21 protein-coding genes are annotated in these 20,966 nt (G+C 71.4%); 14 read left to right on the forward strand and 7 right to left on the reverse strand.

From position 1 onward, the window contains the following. Window positions 1–24: 24 nt before the first annotated feature. Complete coding sequence (locus tag AB0F70_RS11225; protein ID WP_357447696.1) at window positions 25–600, forward strand: hypothetical protein; 576 nt, start codon at window positions 25–27, stop codon at window positions 598–600. Here AB0F70_RS11225 and AB0F70_RS11230 read toward each other — a convergent pair. Continuing rightward, window positions 579–1,061: a GNAT family N-acetyltransferase gene (locus AB0F70_RS11230; protein WP_357447699.1), complete on the reverse strand. Its 483-nt coding sequence runs from the start codon at window positions 1,059–1,061 to the stop codon at window positions 579–581. The two genes, AB0F70_RS11225 and AB0F70_RS11230, sit on opposite strands and share 22 nt — an antisense overlap. Continuing rightward, window positions 1,058–4,252, reverse strand: coding sequence for an orotidine 5'-phosphate decarboxylase / HUMPS family protein (locus AB0F70_RS11235; RefSeq protein WP_357447702.1), 3,195 nt, complete (start codon window positions 4,250–4,252; stop codon window positions 1,058–1,060). The genes AB0F70_RS11230 and AB0F70_RS11235 overlap by 4 nt, the downstream gene beginning before the upstream one ends. 13 nt (window positions 4,253–4,265) lie before the next feature. Between AB0F70_RS11235 and AB0F70_RS11240 the strand changes: the two genes are divergently transcribed. Further along, window positions 4,266–4,796, forward strand: coding sequence for an AAA family ATPase (locus AB0F70_RS11240; RefSeq protein ID WP_357447706.1), 531 nt, complete (start codon window positions 4,266–4,268; stop codon window positions 4,794–4,796). 50 nt (window positions 4,797–4,846) lie between these two features. Here AB0F70_RS11240 and AB0F70_RS11245 read toward each other — a convergent pair whose 3' ends face one another. After that, window positions 4,847–5,374, reverse strand: a complete 528-nt coding sequence (locus AB0F70_RS11245) for a DUF2199 domain-containing protein (RefSeq protein WP_357447709.1) — start codon at window positions 5,372–5,374, stop codon at window positions 4,847–4,849. A 58-nt stretch (window positions 5,375–5,432) separates the two neighbouring features. Next, window positions 5,433–6,254, reverse strand: coding sequence for an MHYT domain-containing protein (locus AB0F70_RS11250; RefSeq protein ID WP_357447712.1), 822 nt, complete (start codon window positions 6,252–6,254; stop codon window positions 5,433–5,435). 307 nt (window positions 6,255–6,561) lie between these two features. Here AB0F70_RS11250 and AB0F70_RS11255 point away from each other — a divergent pair, with 307 nt between their 5' ends. From AB0F70_RS11255 to AB0F70_RS11265, 3 genes are all read left to right on the forward strand, one after another. Continuing rightward, the gene (locus tag AB0F70_RS11255; RefSeq protein ID WP_357447715.1) at window positions 6,562–7,539 is read left to right on the forward strand and encodes a siderophore-interacting protein; all 978 of its coding nucleotides are present in this window, start codon (window positions 6,562–6,564) and stop codon (window positions 7,537–7,539) included. 97 nt (window positions 7,540–7,636) lie between these two features. Next, window positions 7,637–9,619, forward strand: coding sequence for a VWA domain-containing protein (locus AB0F70_RS11260; protein ID WP_357447718.1), 1,983 nt, complete (start codon window positions 7,637–7,639; stop codon window positions 9,617–9,619). Window position 9,620: 1 nt separating this feature from the next. Then, window positions 9,621–11,144, forward strand: coding sequence for an extracellular solute-binding protein (locus AB0F70_RS11265; protein ID WP_357447721.1), 1,524 nt, complete (start codon window positions 9,621–9,623; stop codon window positions 11,142–11,144). A gap of 20 nt (window positions 11,145–11,164) precedes the next feature. Here AB0F70_RS11265 and AB0F70_RS11270 read toward each other — a convergent pair whose 3' ends face one another. Then, entirely contained in the window at window positions 11,165–11,743 is a 579-nt protein-coding gene (locus AB0F70_RS11270; RefSeq protein WP_357447724.1) for a YbaK/EbsC family protein, read from the reverse strand. A gap of 11 nt (window positions 11,744–11,754) precedes the next feature. Continuing rightward, complete coding sequence (locus tag AB0F70_RS11275; protein ID WP_357447727.1) at window positions 11,755–12,291, reverse strand: YbhB/YbcL family Raf kinase inhibitor-like protein; 537 nt, start codon at window positions 12,289–12,291, stop codon at window positions 11,755–11,757. 97 nt (window positions 12,292–12,388) lie between these two features. On the opposite strand from AB0F70_RS11275, the gene AB0F70_RS11280 reads away from it, so the two are divergent. Continuing rightward, window positions 12,389–13,135, forward strand: a complete 747-nt coding sequence (locus tag AB0F70_RS11280; RefSeq protein WP_357447730.1) for a GNAT family N-acetyltransferase — start codon at window positions 12,389–12,391, stop codon at window positions 13,133–13,135. A gap of 176 nt (window positions 13,136–13,311) precedes the next feature. Here the strand turns inward: AB0F70_RS11280 and AB0F70_RS11285 are convergent, their stop codons facing one another. Continuing rightward, window positions 13,312–13,935 carry a QsdR family transcriptional regulator gene (locus tag AB0F70_RS11285; protein WP_357447733.1) on the reverse strand — a complete coding sequence of 208 codons (624 nt, stop codon included), beginning with the start codon at window positions 13,933–13,935 and terminating at the stop codon, window positions 13,312–13,314. Window positions 13,936–14,085: 150 nt separating this feature from the next. On the opposite strand from AB0F70_RS11285, the gene AB0F70_RS11290 reads away from it, so the two are divergent. The 8 genes from AB0F70_RS11290 to AB0F70_RS11325 all read left to right on the forward strand — a co-directional run bounded on the left by AB0F70_RS11290 (window position 14,086) and on the right by AB0F70_RS11325 (window position 20,966). Continuing rightward, a complete protein-coding gene (locus AB0F70_RS11290) occupies window positions 14,086–14,883 on the forward strand; it encodes an SDR family oxidoreductase (RefSeq protein ID WP_357447736.1) in 798 nt (265 codons plus the stop codon). 41 nt (window positions 14,884–14,924) lie between these two features. After that, window positions 14,925–15,539, forward strand: a complete 615-nt coding sequence (locus tag AB0F70_RS11295) for a TetR/AcrR family transcriptional regulator (RefSeq protein WP_357447739.1) — start codon at window positions 14,925–14,927, stop codon at window positions 15,537–15,539. A 3-nt stretch (window positions 15,540–15,542) separates the two neighbouring features. Continuing rightward, window positions 15,543–16,562: an NADPH:quinone oxidoreductase family protein gene (locus tag AB0F70_RS11300; protein WP_357447742.1), complete on the forward strand. Its 1,020-nt coding sequence runs from the start codon at window positions 15,543–15,545 to the stop codon at window positions 16,560–16,562. Further along, complete coding sequence (locus tag AB0F70_RS11305; protein WP_357447745.1) at window positions 16,559–17,317, forward strand: glucose 1-dehydrogenase; 759 nt, start codon at window positions 16,559–16,561, stop codon at window positions 17,315–17,317. Before AB0F70_RS11300 ends, AB0F70_RS11305 begins: the two co-directional genes overlap by 4 nt. 107 nt (window positions 17,318–17,424) lie before the next feature. Next, complete coding sequence (locus tag AB0F70_RS11310; RefSeq protein ID WP_357447748.1) at window positions 17,425–18,219, forward strand: ABC transporter ATP-binding protein; 795 nt, start codon at window positions 17,425–17,427, stop codon at window positions 18,217–18,219. Continuing rightward, complete coding sequence (locus tag AB0F70_RS11315) at window positions 18,216–18,947, forward strand: ABC transporter ATP-binding protein (RefSeq protein WP_357447751.1); 732 nt, start codon at window positions 18,216–18,218, stop codon at window positions 18,945–18,947. The genes AB0F70_RS11310 and AB0F70_RS11315 overlap by 4 nt, the downstream gene beginning before the upstream one ends. Window positions 18,948–18,993: 46 nt before the next feature. Beyond that, complete coding sequence (locus AB0F70_RS11320; RefSeq protein WP_357447754.1) at window positions 18,994–19,872, forward strand: branched-chain amino acid ABC transporter permease; 879 nt, start codon at window positions 18,994–18,996, stop codon at window positions 19,870–19,872. Then, window positions 19,869–20,966, forward strand: a complete 1,098-nt coding sequence (locus AB0F70_RS11325) for a branched-chain amino acid ABC transporter permease (protein ID WP_357447757.1) — start codon at window positions 19,869–19,871, stop codon at window positions 20,964–20,966. The genes AB0F70_RS11320 and AB0F70_RS11325 overlap by 4 nt, the downstream gene beginning before the upstream one ends.

The following is a 20,966-nucleotide window of genomic DNA, read 5'->3' on the forward strand; positions in this document are numbered from 1 at the left end:
GGTCATCCGGGATACCGTCGCGTTGTGACATGGACCCAGTTCTTGACGGGCATGAACGTGTCGACCGTTCTTGCATCGGGCGTGGTTGCCGCTATCGCAGCTGCCGTCGTCAACGGCGTTACGGCATGGCATCGCCTCCACGTCGAAGCGCGCGACCGGAAAGCAGCGAGTCACGACGAACAACTGCGCGATGCCGTGGTCGATCTACTTGCGGCCGAATTACGGCGGTTTCGGTACGACCGCGAGGTGCGCGATGCGATCGATGAGATCGTCTACTCCGATATGGAGAAGTTCATGGTGCGCGACCCGTGGGAACGGTTCGTCGAAGGGAAGAACGATCGGACTGACGCCACATACGAGATGGAAGACGCTCTCGGGCGTCTTCAGCTCTACGGCTCGGCACTGTATGAGAAGGCGATGCCCCTACTGACAATCGAGCACCACTCCGCCAAGGAAGGCCCCGACTCGGTGACCGAACGTGAACGCGCTGGCGTCATGGCCACCTTCCTCACTGCGGCGCATGAACGTCTTGGAATCATCGAGCGGACTCGACCGCCGCGGCGCCGTTGGCAGAGGCGTCAGGTGAGCAGCAGCTCGTAGACAGCGCGGTCCTTGCCTGGTCCCTTGAAATCTGAGATGACCTGAACGCCGTCGACCTCCTGGTCGCCGGGCACGTTTGTCCACCCAAGTGCTCGCCACGAGACGTCCGCGGTCCGGTTGTCCGGCTCTGAGGTGAGCCACAGCCGCGTGCAGCCCCACGTGCGTGCCTGCGCGATGACGGAGTTGAGCAGTGCCGTGGTCACGCCCTGACGGCGATGGTCCGGGTGAACCATTACGTCCTGGACGTACATCTCGCCGGGGTCGTCCTGGCTGCGGAACGCCACTATGGCGCCAGCGAGGACACCGTCGACGAATGCCACCGGGCACGTGGACGAGAAAAGCGTGGCGTAGGCCCAGTAGTCCGACGCGGTCCGCGCCCTGATGAACGGCTCGCCCTGGTCCATCAGGCTGATGACGTCGTTGATCATCGGGGCGATCAGGGGAGTGACTACGACACTCATGTGTTCCTTTCGGTCGTCTGGGAGATGAGGCTGGTGAGGGCCGCCGTGGCGCGGTGGGGATCGGCGGACTCGGTCACAGCGCGGCCGGCGATGAGGATGTCCCAGTCCGGACTGGTCACCACCGACGGGTCCGCAGCGGTGAACCCGCCAGAGACGGCCACCGGGAGCTGTGTCCATGCGCGGATCTGCCGTGCCCGCAACAAGGGCTCCCGCCCACCAGGCCCGAGGTCGATATTTGTGGTGACGACGAGCCCGTCGACACCGGCCCGGGCCATCTCGCGGACCCACTCCGGAGAGTGACGCTCGGCGGGTGCGTCCAGGAGGATCGACGTACCCAGGCGCCTCGCGGCCGCGCACGCGGCAGCGACACTCGCGTGGGTGGCCGGTCCGATGAGGAGCACGACGTCGGCGCCGCACTCGACGGCGTTCTCAACCTGGTCGCGGCCCCAGTCGGACGACATCATCTCGGCGACCACCTGGGCGTCGGGAACGGCGCGCTTGACAGTCTCGATCGCGAAGACGCCGTTCGCCTTGATCAATGGGTCACCGACCTCGATGAACCGGGCACCTGCACCGGCTGCAGCCTGGGCGACGGCGACGGCGAGATCCAGGTCGGCGACGTCCAGAGCGACCTGGAGGTTCCTCCCGCCGCGAAGCCTCCGATACGCCTCGCTGGTCATCAGCCCCGGCTGTCGGTCCCCGGAAGCGATCTGCGCAGCCGCGGCCTTGCCCTCCCGAGCGGACAGCCACGTACCCGAACGAGCAGCGAGGCCAGCGAGCATTGCCGCTCGCTCTGGCAGCACCGCCAAAGCCCCGGTGCGGACTTCACGCAGCAAGGGGACGACCGCCCGCGGCACCGTGGTCAGCTCCAGACGCTCTGGGTCGTCGCACAGCAAAGACAGGCGGTCGATCAGGTCCCGCACGTACCGTGGCGCGCGGCGCCATGAGTCCTGGGACCGACACCGCGCTAGAGCGGACCTGACGAGGGCTTCGGGGTAATCGCGCCGCGCGAGCTCCTCGAGGGCTCGGGACCGCACGTACCAGACGTCGTCGTCGAGGAGGGCTGGCAGTGCACTCGTGACGGCGTCCTCCGGCGCGGGCCGCAGGAGAGCGACCCCGGCCGCTCGCACTTTGTAATCACGGTCACTGAGCAGATGTCCCAGACCGCGCGCGACGGCGGGCGCCGACGATGGCACCTGGGCGAGTCCGGCCGCGACAGCCGCACGGACCCGCCAGTCGCGATGGGCGAGCAGCCGATCGACCAGTCGGCTGCGGTCGTCGGGCGTGATGAAAAAACTGACGTGGCGTGCCAGGAACGCGGCTACCTCGGGCGCATCGAGATCGGCGGCCTGGACGAACTGTGCGGCCTCGTCACCGTCGAACAGCGCCGCGACATGCTCGGCAAGGTCGCCCCAGACATGCGAGCCGTGGTCGTGCAGCACCGTGAACAGCCACTGATGCCATCCGTCGGCAAGGGCATCGGGAAGGGAGGCATTCCGCAGCAGTGCCCGTGCCGTCGGTAGCGAGTCTGGCCGCCCGGCGCAGGTCCGGGCGCACGCGCGAAGAACGTCGAGCGTGGCGAATCGCATGCCGGCGGCTGCGACGTCCAACAACCGAGCCAGCGCGGAGGTCCCCGCAAGGCCCGGAGCCAGAGCAACCGCCGAGAGCTCTCCCGGGGTGGCCTCGTCAACCGCCATCACGAAGAACCGGTGCAGCCCTACGGCGACCGCGCTGCCGTCTGCCGCCAGTGAGAGCTCGCGGATCATCTCGACCAGGCGCGAACGGCCATGCGCTGACGTCGCCCGCTCCAGCCCGGCGGCTGCGAAGTACTCCCGGACCAGGTCATGCGAGAACTGAACTGTCCCGGCCGCTGTGTGCTGGGCCAGTCCTGCTGGAGGCACGAAACCGTCCGGGGCCGGCGTCGGAGAGTGCCAGGTAGCGACCCGGGGAAGGTGTTTGGACAGGTCACGCACGGCGGCGTCGCCTAGGACGCGGATGACCTCGTCGACATCATGCCCCGAGCGCGCCACGGTGGCCCGTACGAACTGGCGGACCAGGAGGTACGGGTTCGTGTCTTGCACGGTGACGTCGACGGCACCGTCGCGGGCCATGCTCATGAACATTGGCAGCCGCACCAGGTCCTTGACCTGCGGGGGCAGTTCCGCGAAGGCAGGAAGGGCGGCCTGGCGCTCCTCGTCCCAGGCGAGAGCGGCTGCAGCGGAAGTCCACAGCGACGTCGTGTACGAGCTACCCGAGTCCTGCCCGAACAATGCCGCCGCCAGCAACGGATATCCCGACAGGTCAGGAGTCGGAGGAGTGCGGATCGCCAGGATGAAACGCAGTGCCGCCGTCGGCGTCTGCCGCAAGATCGCATCGACGGCGTGCCCGGCCCCGCGCATCGTCTCCGCGGTGTTGATGCCGTCCAGCACGACGATCAGCGGGCGGGTCACGGTGCTGGCCGCCTGCTCCAGCGTGAGAAGCGCATCAGGCCCTGCGGGAGCGGATCCATATCTCAAGATGTCGGCAGCGATCGCCTCCGGGCCTGCAGTGCTTGCCAGATGGATCTGGACGGATGCGACGTCAGCCAGCGCACTCGCCGCGGCCCGCACCAGGGTCGACTTGCCCGTACCTGCCGCCCCGCACAGCACGAACACGCGGGAGTCGGACTCGATGAACTCCCGCAGTCGCGCCGTCCCGACGTCGTCCGGAAGGTGCCAGTCGGGCACGGCGGTTGCCGCCGCGGTCCGTGCGGCGGACGCCGCCGCGAGGTCAGTGGTGGCCGCCTCGTCCAGCAGTAGCCAGAACCGCTCGCGAACAGACTCGGGCGCTTGCTCGAAGTCGGTGTCGAGGATTTGCTGCGTTTCCATCCGCAGCACCACGGAGGTGCCCTTGCGCTCAGCGCTCGACAGGGCGACATCGCTCAACCCGAGATGCGCGGCGTACTGCCGCTGGCTCAACCGCCGCGCAAGGCGCAGCGCCTTCATCTCCCTGCCGGTCCACTGCCCGACCACCGCGACCATCGGACCCCCTCCGGAACTGGCACTCACACCATACCGAGGCTGCCAGCTATGGCAGCCGTGCGGCGCGCATAACCCGTCCTCGCGTTGGATAGCGCTGCATTGAGACGCGGGTGCCGGCTGGCGATCACTGAAAAGGCGGCGTCCACGGCCCGCTCGGCGCCGGTCGCCCAACTACGCTGACCGCGTGCCCACGCCGATTTCGCGAGCCCCGACCGGCATCCCCCGGACCCGGCTGGTGATCGTGCGCGGCCCTTCCGGTTCAGGCAAGAGCACCATCGCCCGAAAGCTGCGCGAGCGGATGGGACGCGGCACCGCTCTCATCGAGCAGGACTACGTGCGCCGCACGTTGCTGTGGGAGAAAGACACCCCGGGAGCACTCAACATCTCGCTCATCGACGGCGCGGCCCGCCATGCCCTCGACGCGGGGTACAGCGTCGTCGTCGAAGGGATCATGCACGAGGCCCGGTACGGCGACATGCTCCGTGGCCTCGTCGCCGACCACGCAGGAGCGAGCGCGGTCGTCTACCTCGACGTGCCGTTCGAGGAGACCGTGCGCCGGCATGTCGGACGGCCCCAGGCCACGCACTTCACGCCCGAGGAGATGGCCCAGTGGTGGGCACCGGACGACCGCCTCGGCCTCGACCACGAGATCGTCCTCGGACCGGACGCCACCGCCCAGGAAGCGATCGACCGACTCCTCGGTGCCCTGGTGTAGCCACACCGCCTGGACCGGGCTCCGGGCCCAGTTAGCAGCCCGCCCGGACGTCAGTCATTGATGAGTTGCTGATTGATCTCGGCGATACGGTGCATGGTGACGCCGGTGCGGTACTCGTGCACGAGTGGGTGGTCGACCCCAGGGTCCAGCTCGACCCAAGGCACACGGCCCGGTTCCCGGTTATGGAGCCGCGCGGGCAAGGCCACTGTCGTCGGCTCGTACGGGAGGTGGGTACAGAGCCAGGCAAACATCGGTTCCAGATCGGCACGTGCCGGGTCTTCCCAGACGGCTGCGAGCTTGAGCATGCTGTCCTCGCTCAGGGAGACCCAGACCGACCAGCAGAACGGTCCATCAGGCGAGTCCAGAACAGGGATCTCGATGTGACCGCGCACGAAGTAGTTCATCGAGCCGTCGCCGTCGGGTAGGACGCACGTGTCGGCATCGAGCTCACCGCCAGCGCGTTCGGCGTCGGTAGCCGACATCCACGGGCCGGGCGCGTTGGGCCCGAACACCATGGCGAGGCCGGAATGCGGTGTGCTGCACGCGGCACAGGTCCAACTGTGTGAACTCGTCGCCACGGGGCCCTTCCTCCGATCAGGACTCATTCCGGTACGGCATAGCCTTCTTCGCCGGCCCTCAGAGCAGCTGGGACCTGCGCCGCGGCTCCGCCGCCTCGCGCTGGATCTCTTCCTGCCGCCCCTGCCAGCCCCTGAACTTCTCCTGCGCCTCGAGCTCGGCGGCGCTCGGCGCCAGGCCGACCACCAGGAGCAGCAGGATGGTGCTGATGGTGACGCCGATGATCAGCGGGCCGAGCAGCGCGGCGACGGAGACGCCGCCGTCGGGCACGATGACGGTGCCGGTGACCACCTCCGCACGCATGGCGGCCATACCCGTGTAGTGCATGCCGGAGACGGCGACACCCATGATGATCGTGGCGCCGACGCCCGCGGCGAAGTTGTGCACCTTCGCCGAGAGCCAGAGGCCCGCGGTGGCGGCGACGATGCCCACGAGCACCGACATGAAGACGGTGGGGATGTCGTAGGTGACCTCGACGCCCACGTGCAGGGCACGCATGCCGAGGTAGTGCATCGCGGAGATGCCCAGCCCGGTGACGGTGCCGCCGGCGACGAGCGTGAACGGCCCGACGCCCGCCGTCCGGATGATGAAGAGGCCGAGTCCCACCACCGCGATGGCGAGCAGGCCGCTGGCGATCGTCAGGGGGACGTCGAAGCGGGTCTCGGTGCCCCGGATGTGGAAACCGAGCATGGCGACGAAGTGCATCACCCAGATGCCGGTGCCCCCGATGGAGATGGCGCCGAGGGCGAGCCAGCCGATGCTCGAGATGCCGTGGGAGACCCGTGCCCGCGCCGTGCAGGTCAGGCCCACCGCGCACCCGGCGCACGAGAGCAGGAACGAGAGGATGGGCGTGACCCAGCCCAGCGCGAAGTGGTCGATCATGGTGAGGCTCTCCAGCGAGTACGAGGGAAGCGTGCGGCCTGCCGTGACGATGGGCGGCCGACAGTGCGGCGGCCAGATCGTCGTCCAGGCCGATCGGTACCAAGTAAAGAGGTCAGGGGGGCAAGATGCACCCTTTGTACAGGGTTAATTTTCTACTGACAGGGGTGATCTTCCTGGAACCTGGCAATCCTGTTTCACACTCATGAATCGTTCGTGGTAAACGGGGCCGAGATGGCCTGCACGAGGTGCTGTCCGCCGCCCGGAAGGGGTGGCACAGGGCAGACAAAGTTAGGTTAGGCTCACCGTCGTGACCACCCAGACCGAGGGGCTCGAAGCCAAGCCCTCGCGAATGTTCGACGTCGAGGTAGCGCGCGTGACGCGCCTGTGCCCGTCCTTCGTCCGCTTCACGTTCCGCGGGCCGGACCTGGACAAGTTCGCGGACAACGGCCGCGACCAGCGCATCAAGCTCCTCCTCCCGTCCCCTCGTGGCGGCTGGGACGGCCTGCGCCGCGACGACCCCGACTGGTACGCCGCCTGGCGCTCGCTCCCGGACGAGCACCGCAACCCGATGCGTACCTACACGGTCCGCACAGTGCGCCAGGACCTGCGCGAGGTCGACGTCGACGTCGTCATGCACGGTGACACCGGGCCGGCTTCGCGCTGGGCGCTCAATGCTGCCGCGGGCGACCCGCTGGTCATCATGGGCCCCAACGCCGAGTACGACGGCATCCACGGTGGTGTCGAGTTCGCCCCGCCGTCGTCCAGCCACGCGCTGCTGCTGGCCGGTGACGAGACCGCCGTGCCCGCCATCGCCGCGATCTGCGAGTCGCTGCCCGCCGACGCCGTCGGCGAGGTCTTCCTCGAGGTGCCGCACCCCGAGGACGGCTGGACGCTCGGCGCCCCCGAGGGCGTGCGCGTGCACTGGCTGGCGCGCGACGGGCGCGAGCACGGCGAGGTGCTGATCCCCGCGGTGCAGGACGCCGCCGACCGGCTGCTCGCGATGGGTGTCCGCCCGTCGTCGGACACCGCGCCCGCGCTGACCGCCGCCGGGGTGGACCTGTCCGCCGAGGTGGAGGACGTCGACATCGACACCGGGATCCTCTGGGAGGTGCCGGTCGACGAGGCGGGCCGCCCCCTGGCGCAGGACACCGTGCTGTACGCGTGGCTCGCGGGCGAGGCCGGCGTCATCAAGACGCTGCGCCGCTACCTCGTGAGCGAGTGCCAGGTGGACCGAAAGTCCGTTGCCTTCATGGGCTACTGGCGCAAGGGCCGCGCGGAGAACTGAGCCGTCTCCTCCCGGGCGCAGGTCCCGATATTGCGTTGAACCCGCAAAAGCCGAGGTCAATGTGGTAAATATCGGACCCTGACGTTCGGGAGGACGTATGGGTGCGACGGAGCAGCCCGCAAAGAAGACCGAACGCCGGGCGGGTTCCCGGCCGTGGTGGGGGGACCACCGGACGACGGTGTTCGCCGTGTTCGGGACGGTGGCAGGCATCTGCACCGCCGCGATGGGCGTCGTCGACCGTGGCACGCAGATCGTCCTCCTGTTCGTCTCCGTCGGGCTCTTCCTGGCCGGGCTCGCCGGCCTCGTCCGGGTGCAGACCTACGCGCGCTGGTTCGCCACGGCGTGGAGCTGGGCGAAGGCTCACCGCATCCTCGTCTCGGTGGCGACGGTGGTCCTGGTGGTCGGCACGACGGGTGTGGTGGTGGCGTACCAGTCCGCCCGGTCCTGCGAGGACCCGACAGAGATGGCGGTCATGGTCCCGGAGGACGGCGCCGCGGGCTTCGCCGCGGTGGCGGACGCCTTCGAGCGGGACTCGATCACGCCCTTCTCCTGCCCCCGTTACCACGTGACCACGTTCGACATGGGGTGGCCAGCGCTCCGCGCCGCCTTCGAGTCGGGCTGGGGAGCGGCCGCTGGCCAGGACGGCGCCGCCTCGCTGGACCTCGGCCCCCGGCCGGACGTGTGGCTGGCCGAGTCCGGGGCGCAGGCGGACATCGTCGCCCCGCAGGGGGCGGGCAACGGCTTCACGGTCTCCGGCCCGACGCTGGTGGCCGGCTCGCCGCTCGTGCTCGCGGTGCCGGAGCCGCACGCCCAGGACCTGCGCGCCACGACGGGGCCCGGCGACACGGTCCAGGAGCTGATGGCGGCGGCCGGGGCGGCGGGGCTCGACGTCGTGCGGGCCAACCCGGACGCGTCGTTCGCCGCTGCGCTGCACACCGAGCGCCTCTATGCCGGGTCCGAGACCGGGGCGCGGCAGGCGCTGGAGCTCGACCTGGGGCATGCCCTCGAACGGGTGGGTCTGCCGGTCGGGACCGACGGCGCGCTGCTGTGCCGGCTCGACGAGCTGTCCGCGGCCGAGCCGCCCCGGGTAGCCGTGCTGACCAGCGAACGTGCGATGGTCGACCGCGGCACCGCCTGCCCGGCCTCGGCCGCGGGCAGCGACGCCGCCCTGGTGCCGTTCTACCCGGACTCCGCCATCAGCCTCGACTACCGGGCGGTACGCCTGACCTGGTCCGATGCCGAGCCGTCCGGGCGCAGGGCCGAGGCTGCGACGGCCTTCGCCGAGTGGCTCGGGACGAGCGACGGACAGGCGGCGCTCGACCGGCTGGTGGGTGTGCGGGACGTCGGCGGAAGGCCGCCGTCGGGCGACGACGGGCCGTTGCCCGGCCTGCTGGACGTGCCGCTCCGACCCGACAAGGGGATCGTCGCGCACACGCGCGTGACGTCGACGGAGGACCAGTACCGCGAGGCGCGGCGCCCGGCGCGGGTCCTGGTGCTGGTGGACTCGTCGGCCTCCATGGGCCGGCCCGCGGACGGCGACCGGCTGCGCATCAACGTCGCCGAGCGTGGTGTGCTGGGCGCGCTCGACCACCTCAGCGGGTCCGACGAGGTGGGCATCTGGTCGTTCTCCGGGGACGCCGGGTCGAGCCCGCGGCCCGTCCTGGAAGTGACCGGGAGCGAGGTGGCGAAGCGTGAGGCGCCGGAGCTGCTGCGCGACGAGCTGCTGCCCGACGGCCACACACCCCTCTACGACGCGATCGACGCCACGACGTCCGAGCTGATGGACCCGGACGGCGCGTCCCGCAGGCATCTGACCGCGTTGGTCGTCCTGACCGACGGGGAGAACCTTCCGGGCGGCGGGCAGGGTGCCGAGCTGTCGGCGTCCGACCTGGTGCGCTCCGCCCGGGCGGGGGCCGCCGCGGGCGTGCGGGTCTACGTCGTCGCGGTGGGGGAGGCGTCGTGCCAGGTGAGCGACCTGCGACGGATCGCGGCGGAATGGGACGGCGAGTGTTGGGACAGCTCGTTCGGCGAGCTGGAGGGCACGCTGGCCGGCCTGTTCGGGCAGCTGGGAGGTCGGTGACGTGACCGGTGGCGCGAAGGGCAACGGGATGGGTAACGGGATGGGCAACGGGATGGGCAACGGGGCCGGTAACGGGACCCACGGCGTGATCACCCGCAGGGGCTTCGTGGTGGGCGGAGCGGTGGGGCTCGTGGCCGGGGCGCTGCTTCCGCTGGGCCTGGAGCGGCTGTTCGGTGGTGCCGCCGACATGGAGACGTTCTCCTCGGGCGGCCAGCTCAGGATCCTCAGCGGCCGCGACGAGACCGACGGCGGGCAGCGCCGGCTGCTCGTGGACCTCTGGAACCGGGTGCACGAGAAGCACCCGGCGCAGATCGTCGAGGTGTCGAGCAATGCCGACCTCGCCTACAGCACCATGCTGTCCGCCGCGCAGGCCCGTGAGCCGGGCTACGACATCTACAACCTGGACGTCCCGTGGGTGCCGCAGTTCGCGCAGAGCGGCTACCTCCGGGAGCTCGACGGCGCGACGGGCGACGGGTTCCTCGGTGAGCCGTGGGCGGCCGGCACCTGGGACGGCGCGGCCTACGCGCTGCCGTTCAACTCCGACGTCGGCCTGTTGTACTGCAACCTGGACCTGATCACGGAGTACTACGACGGCGAGGTGCCCGCGACCGACCCGATCCCGGTGCACGAGGGCTGGGCGAGCCTGGACACGTTCGCGCACGATGTCTTCGACAAGGTCGGCGGCGACGCCGCCGCCGGGCTGAGCCGGCCGCCCGTCGACACGGCGATCGCCCTGCAGCTCGCCGACTACGAGGGGTTCACGGTCAACCTGTGGGAGATCCTGCTGGGGTCGGGCGCCGTCTCGGTGGACACGACCGGGCGACCGGTCTTCGAGGACGTCGACAGGATCGGTCAGGCCGTCGACGCCCTGGCGCAGCGGCTGCGCACGTCCACGGACGGACCGAGCGGCACGGCGGCTTCGCTCACGTTCGACGAGCAGGGCTCGCTGGCCGCGTTCGCCGCTGGCCGCGCGGTCTTCCTGCGGCACTGGCCACGGGCGCTGCGCCTGCTGCGCGGCAGCGACGCGGCGCCGTTCCGGGTCGGGTTCATGCCCGTGCCCGGCGGCGGCGTGCTCGGCGGGCAGAGCCTCGCCGTCGCGGCGGCGTCGCGATATCCGGTGGCGGCCCGGCGCCTCGTCGAGTTCCTCACCGACGAGCGCAGCCATCAGCTCATCTTCGAGCGCGGCGGGTTCGCCGCGAGCCGCGAGGCGCCGTACCGCGACCCTGAGGCGCCGTGGGCGCGCGAGCCGACGACGGACGGGCTCGCCGCCTCCCTCGTGGACTACGCGACCGGGAAGGGCGTCGAGGGCACGAACGACCCGGAGCGCAAGGCCAACGACGCGCTGCGGCTGGCGCTCGAGGGGGCGTCGCCCCGGCCGCGCCTGCAGCACTACGTCGAGCTCAGCGAGGAGTTCCGCCGGTACGTCCGGGCGGCCCTGGCGCCGGGCGGTGGCGCCCCGTTCAACGGCGCCGAGTTCGCCGAGCGGATGGACGCCGCGATGGACGGCAAGATCACGCCGGCCTGATGTCCACGGCCAAAGTCCGGTCAGCGGGTGATGCCGAGGTCCTCGATCACCTCGATGCCCGGCATCGCGCACAGGAGGGCGCCCGGCATGAGCAGCTTGGACCGGCGGACGCCGGAGCCCATGAGCGCCATGGTGCCCTCCTCGGTGAACCGGGAGTCGACCAGCACGCGGTAGCCCGCGGGCAGCCCGACGGGCGTGATGCCGCCGTACTCCATGCCGGAGTCGGCCACCGCGCGGTCCATCGGCAGGAACGACGCCTTGCGCACGTCGAGCAGCTTGCGCACCCGCTTGTTGACGTCGGCGAAGGTGCTGGCGGGGACGACGCAGGCGGCGACGCGCTCGTCCTCGCCCCGCTTGCCGGCCACGAGCACGCAGTTGGCGGACGCCTCGGGCGGCAGGTCGTGCAGCTCGTTGAGCGTCGCCGTCTCGGCGTGCTCTGGATCGATCTCGGTGACGGCGACCAGGCTCGCGACCCGGGGGTCGGCGTCGGCCCAGGCGGTCAGGGCTGCGAGCACCGGCTCGGCGAGCAGCTCGGGGTGCTCCAGCGCGGGCGCCCAGACGAGGTCGCCCAGGGTGGGCAGGGTGGCGTTCTCGCTCATCGGTCGCCCCCTCACCGGCTGTACGTCGCCGTGAGCGTGGCGCGCCCCAGCAGGTGGAAGTACACGTTGAACGCCACCTGCGCGTTGCTGTTGTCCGGGCCCAGCCCCAGCTCGCCCGGCTCGACGTCCAGCGCGTGCACGGCGAAGATGTACCGGTGCGGGTGGTCGCCGGGCGGCGGGCCCGCGCCCTCGAAGCCCGGGGTGTGGCCGTCGCTGTACGTATGGAACGCCCCGGCGGGCAGGCCCGAGCCGTCGGGAGTACCGGCTCCCGTGTCGAGGGACGTCACGGAGGCCGGGAGGTCCACGACGGTCCAGTGGTGGTAGCCCATCGGCGTCGGCGCGTCGGGGTCGTAGCAGGTCACGACGAACGACTTGGTGCCCTCCGGAAAACCGCTCCACTCGAGTGCGGGGGAGATGTTCTGGTCGTGCGCTGCGTGCGCGTCCGGCATGCGCTCGCCGTCGGTCAGGTTGCTGCTCGTCAGCGAGAAGGCCGCGGGAGCGGGCAGCAGCGTGTAGGGGTCCGGCGGGTAGGGGCGAGTGAAGTCCATGCCCCCACTCTGCCGAATCGCCGAGCCGGTTGCCAGCGACTGCGGCCGAGCCGGTGATCCTGGCCCGGGCCAGGATCGATGCAGCATGATCGGGCGCATGATCATCAGATCCTCCACCGCGCTGGTCCGGCCGGGCATGCTCGACGAGTTCCGCGCCTTCATCGAGGCCGGGATCGCGGAGTTCACCACGCTCGACGGTTTTCTGGGCGACGAGATCGTCGTCGGACCGGACACCCTGACCTACGTGAGCCGGTGGCGGGACGCCGCGGCGCTCGTCGGGTACGCCGGCCCGGGCTGGCGTACCGAGCCGGTGGTGCTGGAGGACGAGGACCGTTACCTGGTCGCGCCGCTGCGCGTACGGCACGTCGAGCTCCGGCAGGCCGTGCCGGACGACACTCCCGGCATCGCCGACGTCTGGCACGCCGCCTGGGGCGACGGGCACCGCGGCCTCGTTCCGCCGGCGCTCGAGGCGGTCCGCACGCGCGAGTCGTTCGGGCCCCGGGCGGCGAGCCGGGTGCCACGCACGACGGTGGCCGTGGCCGACGGCGGTGTCGCCGGGTTCGTCACGGTCCACGACGACGAGGTCGAGCAGGTGTTCGTCTCGGCGACGCACCGTGGCTCCGGCCTCGCCGTGCACCTCCTGTCCGACGGCGAGGACCGGGTCGCCGCAGCGGGGCACGCAGAGGCCTGGCTCGCGGTCGTGGCGGGCAACGGGCGGGCGCGCCGGTTCTACGAACGCCAGGGCTGGTCGGACGCCGGACCGCTCGACTACCAGGCGGAGACCGCGGCGGGCCCGGTGCCGGTTCCAGTGCGCCGCTACGTGAAGCGTCTGCTGGGCGAGTGACGGCGTCGGCCGGTAGGTCCGGCCGGGCAATTGACCGAACTCACTGACTTCGGTCAGTTGCTCTGAGATCGGTCAATCAACCGACCGATCTCAGAGCAAATGACCGAAGTCAGCGAGCGGCCAGAGCAACGGACCGATCTCACCGGGCCTGCGGCCCCGCAGCCGTCCGGGCCCGGTCAGTCCACCCGCAGCAGGTGCCGGAACGCCGTCCGCGCACGCACCGGGCTCGGCTCGTCGCCCGTGATCAGGTCCGCGTACGTGAGCGACTCCGAGACCCGCACCAGCAGGTAGGCCAGCTCCTCGGGGGTGATGGTGCCGCCGAACGGCTTCTCGCCGAGGTCGCGCACCACCAGCCACTCGACGGTCGCGACGAACCGCTGCTGGATGGGGCTGTCGGCAGTCGTGAGCAGCCGCAGCGAGCGGGCAGGCTCCCTGCGCAGGAACGCGCGGAAGTAGTCGGCGACGATGAGGTCGTGCGCGAAGGTGGTCAGCATCCCCGCCAGGCGTTCGGCGCCCGTCAGGTGCTCGTTCGCGCGCTCGGCCTGCACCAGCGTCGGCACGGCGAGCGACCACAGCACCTCGCTGAGCAGCGCGTCCCGGTTGCCTACCCAGCGGAACACCGACGTGCGGTCGACGCCGAGCTGCGCGGCCAGCGGACCCATGTCGATGCGGTAGCCCTCGATGAAGGTGTCGCGCGCGAGGTCCAGCACCCGCTGCGCCTCGGGGCGCGTGGCCAGCCGAGCGGAGAGGGTGCTCGGCGCTGCTTCCAGTCCGACCGTCGCGATCGACGTCGTTGTCATGGCGGCTATCCAACCGCTACCGAGGCGCCGTTGCAACAATATGCAGAACGATGCATACGGGACATTGGTGGAAAACACGCACTCTATCCCGCTGAGCGAGGGCGTGCTACGGTGCAGTTCGCAAACCGACCAGACGGTACGGAGGAATGTGTGGCTGACAACGTCGTCGCCGGTGGGGCAGAGAACGGCCCGGGGCAAAGGTTCGAGGGCAGGGTCGCCCTGGTCACGGGTGGCAGCCGGGGCATAGGTCTCGCGATCGCCCACCGCATCGTGGCCGAGGGTGGCCGGGTGGTGATCACCGGCCGCCGCGCCGAGACCCTCCAGGAGGCGGTCGCCGAGCTCGGCCCGGACCGCGCCCTGGGCGTCGCGGGCAAGGCGGACGACGCCGGGCACCGGGCGGACGCCATCGGCCGGACGATCGAACGCTTCGGGCGCCTCGACCATCTCGTGAACAACGCCGGGATCAACCCCGCCTACGGGCCGCTCGCGGAGCTCGACACGGGCGTGGCCCGCAAGATCCTCGAGGTGAACGTGATCGCGGCCCTGGAGTGGATCAGGGAGGCGGTCGCCGCGGCCGCGGCCATCGACGGCCCCCTCCGCTCGATAGTCAACATGGCGTCGGTAGCAGGAACGGCGTCGGGCCCCAACATCGCCTTCTACGGAGTCTCCAAGGCGGCCCTCATCAACCTGACGATCCAGCTCGCCGACGAGCTCGCCCCGACCACCCGCGTCAACGCGCTCGCGCCCGCGGTGGTCAAGACGCGGCTGGCCCGCGCCCTCTACGAGGGCCGCGAGGAGGAGGCGGCAGCCGCCTACCCGCTGCGCCGGCTCGGCGTCCCGGACGACGTCGCCGGTCCGGCCGCCTTCCTCCTGTCCGACGACGCCGCATGGGTCACCGGCCAGACGCTCCTGGTCGACGGCGGCGCGAGCGTGCGGACCGCCCTGTGAGCCGGCCGGTGGATGTGGTGGGGACGGTGAAGGATGAGCCCATGCGCACCATGAACGTCCAGGACCAGGTCCTGCGAGCGGCTCTCGACCTCTTCTCCACGCGGGGCTACGCGACCACGAGCGTCCAGGAGATCGTCGCGGCGGCCGGCGTCACCAAGGGGGCGATGTACCACTACTTCGCCTCCAAGGACGACCTGCTGTTCGCGATCTACGACCGGCTGCTGTCGCTGCAGAAGGCACGCCTCGACGAGATCGTCGCGGCGGGCGCCGAGCGGGGCGACGGCGTCGAGGACGTGCTGCGGGCGGTCTGCGTGGACGTGATCTCGACGTCCATCGAGTTCCTGCCCGAGGGCACGGTCTTCACGCGCAGCCAGCACATGCTCATGCCGGACCGCCAGGCGGAGGTCAAGCGGCGCCGTCGCGAGTACCACGAGGAGTTCGAGGCGCTGCTCCTGCGCGGCATCCAGAAGGGGGCGTTCCGCGACGACGTGCCCACGGCGATGCTCATCGCGCACTTCTTCTCCGACGTGCACTACCTCTCCCAGTGGTACTCGCCCGCGGGGCCGCTGACGGCGAGCCAGGTGGCGGAGCAGCTCACCGAGCTGTTCCTGCGCGGCCTCAGAGCGACAGGCATCAGAGCAACAGGAAAGGGCTGACACGTGAGCGTACCCACGGCGATGAAGGCGTGGCGGGTGGTCTCCCACGGGGAGCCCGAGCAGGTCATGGAGCTGCACGACGTCCCGGTCCCCGAGCCGGGGCCTGGCGAGGTGCTGCTGCGTGTGCGGGCCGTCGCGGTGAACTTCCCCGACGTCCTGCTGGCGCGCGGCGAGTACCAGGAGCGGCCGGAGCTGCCGTTCGTGCCGGGGATCGAGCTGTGCGGCGACGTCGTCGCGCTGGGTCCCGGCGTGACCGAGGGCGAGCGGGTGCGGGTCGGCGACCGCGTCGTCGGCTCGAAGATCGGGGTGCTCGCGCAGTACGCGACGGTGCCGGTTCAGGCGGTCCACGCCGCGCCGTCGGCCCTGGACGACGCGCAGGCCGCCGCGCTGACGATCGCGTACCAGACCGCGTGGTTCGGGCTGCACCAGCGGGGCGGGCTGCAGGCCGGCCAGACGCTGCTCGTGCATGCCGCCGCGGGCGGCGTCGGCACCGCCGCGTGCCAGCTCGGCAAGGCGGCAGGGGCGCGCGTGGTCGGCGTGGTGGGCAGCGCGGCCAAGGTGGCGGCGGCCCGCGCCGCGGGCGCCGACCAGGTGTTCCTGCGCGGCGACGACTGGGTCGCCGAGCTGCGCAAGCCCGGCGTCGACGTGGTGTTCGACCCGGTGGGCGGCGACTCGTTCGAGCGCTCGACCCGCTGTATCGCCTTCGAGGGCCGGATCGTCGTGGTCGGGTTCGCGAGCGGGCAGACGCCGAAGGTCCGGGCCGACCTCGCGCTCGTAAAGAACTACGGCGTGCTCGGCCTGCACTGGGCGCTGTACCAGCAGCGCTGCCCCGACCTCGTGGACGCCGCGCACGCCGAGCTGGACAAGCTCGCCGCCTCCGGCGTGGTGCGCCCGGTGCTCAGTGACGTCGTCGGGTTCGACCAGGCGCCCGCAGCGGTGGCGCGGCTGGCCGGCGGCGCGACGACGGGCCGGCTCGTGGTCCGGGTGGCGGACGACGCGGTGACCGGGGAGGTGGCCGCATGACCGGGCCGAGCGTCGCCGCGATGCACGACCTGACCGGGCGGGTGGCGCTCGTGACGGGCGGCGCTCGCGGTATCGGCGAGGCGTACGTGCGCATCCTGCACGACGCCGGGGCGAGCGTCGTGATTACCGACATCCTGGACGCCGAGGGGCAGGCGCTGGCCGACGCGCTGGGGGAGCGGGTGCGGTTCGTGCACCTGGACGTGACCGACGAGGAGGCGTGGGACCGGGTGGTCGGCCAGGTGGTCGACGAGCTCGGCGGGGTGGACGTGCTGATCAACAACGCGGGCATCGCGAACGCCGCGCCGATCGAGCACTTCACGCTCGCCAAGTGGAACGCCGTGATGGCGGTCAACGCGACCGGCGTGTTCCTGGGCTGCCGGGCGGTGGTGCCCACGATGAAGGCCGCCGGCCGCGGCTCGATCATCAACATCTCCTCGGTCGAGGGGCTGCGCGGGAGCTGGAGCCTGCATGGGTACACGGCCTCCAAGTTTGCGGTGCGCGGGCTGACCAAGTCGCTCGCCGTCGAGCTCGGCAAGGACGGGATCCGCGTGAACTCGGTGCATCCCGGCCTGATCCTCACCGAGATGAGCGCGAGGATCGACCCCGACGCCCTGGTGATCCCGCTCGGCCGGCCGGGCGTGCCCGACGACCTCACCGGGACGATCCTGTTCCTCGCGAGCGACGCGTCGGCGTGGATCTCCGGCCAGGAGATCGTGGTGGACGGCGGTATGACGAGCGGGATCCCGCACCGGTGACGGGCGGATGAGCGACAGGTAGGCACGGGGCCGGGGGCCCGGGTGATCCACGCCGGTGACATACCGGCTGGTCGGTTTATCAGCGATGACGAGACGAGGAGGTGCCGATGACAACGACGTCGAGCAGCACAGAAGACAGCCCGCCCCGGCTGGAGGTCTCGGGGCTCACCGTGACGTTCGGCGGCCTCATCGCGCTGGACGACGTGTCCTTCACGGTGGCCGACGGCGAGACCGTCGCCCTGATCGGCCCCAACGGCGCAGGCAAGACCACCGTGTTCAACGCGGTGTGCGGCCTGGTGCGCCCCCGGCGCGGCAAGATCCGCGTGGGTGGCGCGCCCGCGCCGTCGTCGGCGACCGGGCTGCTGGGGGCCGGGGTCTCCCGGACCCTGCAGGGCCTTGGACTGTTCGACCACCTCACCGTGCTGGAGAACCTGCGCGTGCCGCTCACGAGCGTCCGGCCGGACGGCGGCACGAGCGCGGACGCAGTCCAGGAGGTGCTGGGCGCCCTCGGCCTGGCAGGCCTGGTCGCCGTTCCCGCCGGCACACTGCCCTACCCCGAACGCAAGCGCGTGGCCCTGGCCCGCGCTCTGGTCACCCGGCCGCGGCTCCTGCTGCTGGACGAGCCCGCGGGCGGGCTCGGGGCCGCCGACATCGACCAGCTCGCGCGGACCGTGCGCACGGTGTCGGACGGTGGGTGCGCCGTGCTGCTCGTGGAGCACCACGTCGACTTCGTGATGGACGTGGCCGACCGCGTGGTGGTGCTCGACTTCGGGCACGTCATCGCGTGCGGGACGCCGGACGAGGTACGGCGGGACTCTGCGGTCGAGGTGGCGTACCTGGGAGTGCCGGTGGGCAGCGCGCGGGTCGCGCCTGTCGAGACCGGGCCGGAGCAGAGCGCGTGAGCACCCTGACGATCGAGAAGCTCACCGTCGGCTACGGCGACGGCGCCCCCGTGCTGGACGGCCTGGAGCTCGAGGTGCCCGACGGCGGCGTCGTCGCGCTGCTCGGGGCCAACGGCGCCGGCAAGACGACGCTGCTACGCGCCCTGCTGGGACTGGTGCCCGCGCGCAGCGGGCGCGTGCTGCTCAACGGCGCGGACCTGACGCGCCTGAGTACCGAGGACCGGGTGCGGCGCGGCCTGGCCCTGGTCCCCGAGGGACGCAGCGTGGTGGTCGAGCTGACCGTCGCGGAGAACCTGCGGCTCGGCGCACTGTGGCGGTACGCGGGGCGGAAGCACAGCGGCCCGGCACGGGAGGCCGCCGTCGGGCAGATGTACGAGCTGTTCGAGCCATTGGCGCGGCGCCGCGACGCGGCCGGCCACACCCTGTCCGGCGGCGAGCGGCAGATGCTCGCGCTCGCGCGGGCCCTGGTCGGTGAGCCGGACGTGCTCCTGCTCGACGAGCCGTCCCTCGGGCTGGCGCCGCTCGTGGTCGCCCAGCTGCTCGGCGTGCTCCGCGACCAGGCGGAGGCCACCGGCCTCACCGTGCTCCTGGCCGAGCAGAACGTCACGGGCGCGCTGTCGGTCGCCGACCGCGGCGTCGTCCTCTCCCTCGGCGAGGTCGTCGCCGACCGTCCGGCCGCCGAGCTGGCCGCCGACCCCGCCCTCCGCCACGCCTACCTGGGCTTCTGACATGGCTCTTGAGCTGGCTTCCGACATGACTGAGATGGATCCCGCCGTGGAAAGACTCGTGTTCCTGATGTCGACCGGGCTGGCGCGCGGCGCCGTCCTCGCGCTCTTCGCGCTGTCGCTCGTGATCGTCTACCGGGCCGCGCGGGCGGTGAACTTCGCCCAGGCCGCCATGGCGATAGTGCCCGTGTACGTGGCGTTCGCCGTGACGTCGGCGAGCGGCTCCTACTGGCTCGGCCTGGCCTCCGCGCTGGTCGTCGGCGCGCTGCTCGGCGCAGTCGTCGAACGATGGCTCCTGCGCCTGGTGCCCCAGGACAACCCGCTGCCCGGCATCATCGTGGCCATCGGCTTGGTCATGGTGCTCCAGGCCGGGCTCGCCATCGCCTTCGGACCCGACCACCGGCCGGTGCACGCACCCTTCTCGCAGCGGCCCTTCGACGTCGGCGGGGTCAGCGTGCTCAGCCCCTACGACCTGTTCGTGCTGATCGTGGCCGCCGTCGTCATGGGCGGGTTCGCGATCCTGTTCAACCGCACCTCCATCGGCCTCCAGCTGCGCGCCGCCGCGTTCGCCCCCGAGACCTCCCGGCTGCTCGGAGTCCGCGTGCCCCGCATGGTCACCCTCGGCTGGATGCTCTCCATCGCCACCGCGGCGCTCGCGGCCCTCCTGCTGGTGCCCACGGGGCTCGGCCTCGACCCGCACGCCGCCGACGTGCTGTTCGTCAACGCCTTCGCCGCCGCCGTCATCGGCGGGCTGGACTCGCCGGTCGGGGCGCTGGTCGCGGGGCTGGTGGTGGGCGTGCTCGCGAGCCTCGTGACCGGGTACGCGTCGGCCGCGACGGCGCCGCTGGCGGTGCTCGCCCTGCTCACGGTCGTGCTGCTCGTGCGACCGCACGGACTCTTCGCCGCGAGGGAGGCGCGGACGGCATGAGGACCCTTGACCTGAGGTCCGGGGGCGCGAAGCTCCTGCTGCGCGCCGGCCTGCTCACCCTGCTGGCCCTTGGCGCCACCTTCCTGCTCGACCCCTACCGCAACTACCAGCTCGCGACCTCCGCCGGGGTGTTCGCGGCCGTCGCCGGCCTCACTCTCCTGGTCGGACTGACCGGCCAGCTCTCCCTCGGGCACGCGGTGCTGATGGCCGCCGGCGGGTACGGGTACGCCCTGACCGCGACCTGGGTGGCGGACGCGCTGGCCGGGGCCGGGGGAGAGGTGGCCGACGGCGTCGTCGGCTGGCTGCTGCCCCTGCTCGCCGGGGTGGTCGGCGCGCTCGTCGCCTCGGGTGCGCTCGGCCTGCTGCTCGGGCTCGCGGCGGCCCGGCTGCGCGGCCCCTACCTCGCGGGCCTGACGCTCGCCCTGGTGATCGCGCTGCCGTCGGCGGCGAGCACCATCCCCGGGCTGGCGGGGGCGCAGGGCATCAGCGCCCCGTTCGTCCCGGTGCCCGACGCGCTCGCCGCTCTCATCGCGGTGGAGCAGTGGCACGCCTGGCTCGCGATCCTGGTGACCGCCTGCGCGGTCACACCCCTGGTCGCCCTGCGCGCGGGGCGCGCCGGCCTGCGCATGCGCGCGGTGCACGACGACGAGACGGCGGCCCGGCTCGCCGGCGTCGACCCCGGCCGGGTCAAGGCCGGGGCGTTCGTGATCAGCTCGCTCGCCGCTGGCCTGGGCGGCGTGGTGCTCGCGATAGTCACGCAGCAGGTCAGCCCGGGGGCGTACGGACTCGGGTTCTCGCTGCTGCTCGTGGTCGCCGCCGTGGTCGGCGGGCTCGGCTCGCTCGGGGGCGCCGCCATCGGGGCGGTGCTCGTGACGCTGCTGCCCTGGGTGGTCGACCAGGCCACCGCCGGGCTGCCCGCCGACCTCGGGCACCGCCTGCAGGGAAACCTCGAGATCGTCCTGTTCGGCGTGGTGGTCATCGTCGTCACCGTGCTCTGGCCGGGCGGGCTCTCGCGACTTCTCCCGACCAAAAAGCTTTCTCAGAACACGCAGCTCTTCCAGAACACATCGCTTTCCCAGAACACAGAGAGGTGA

Source organism: Promicromonospora sp. NPDC023805 (assembly GCF_040639635.1).
In the GTDB taxonomy this organism is placed as follows: Bacteria; Actinomycetota; Actinomycetes; order Actinomycetales; family Cellulomonadaceae; genus Promicromonospora.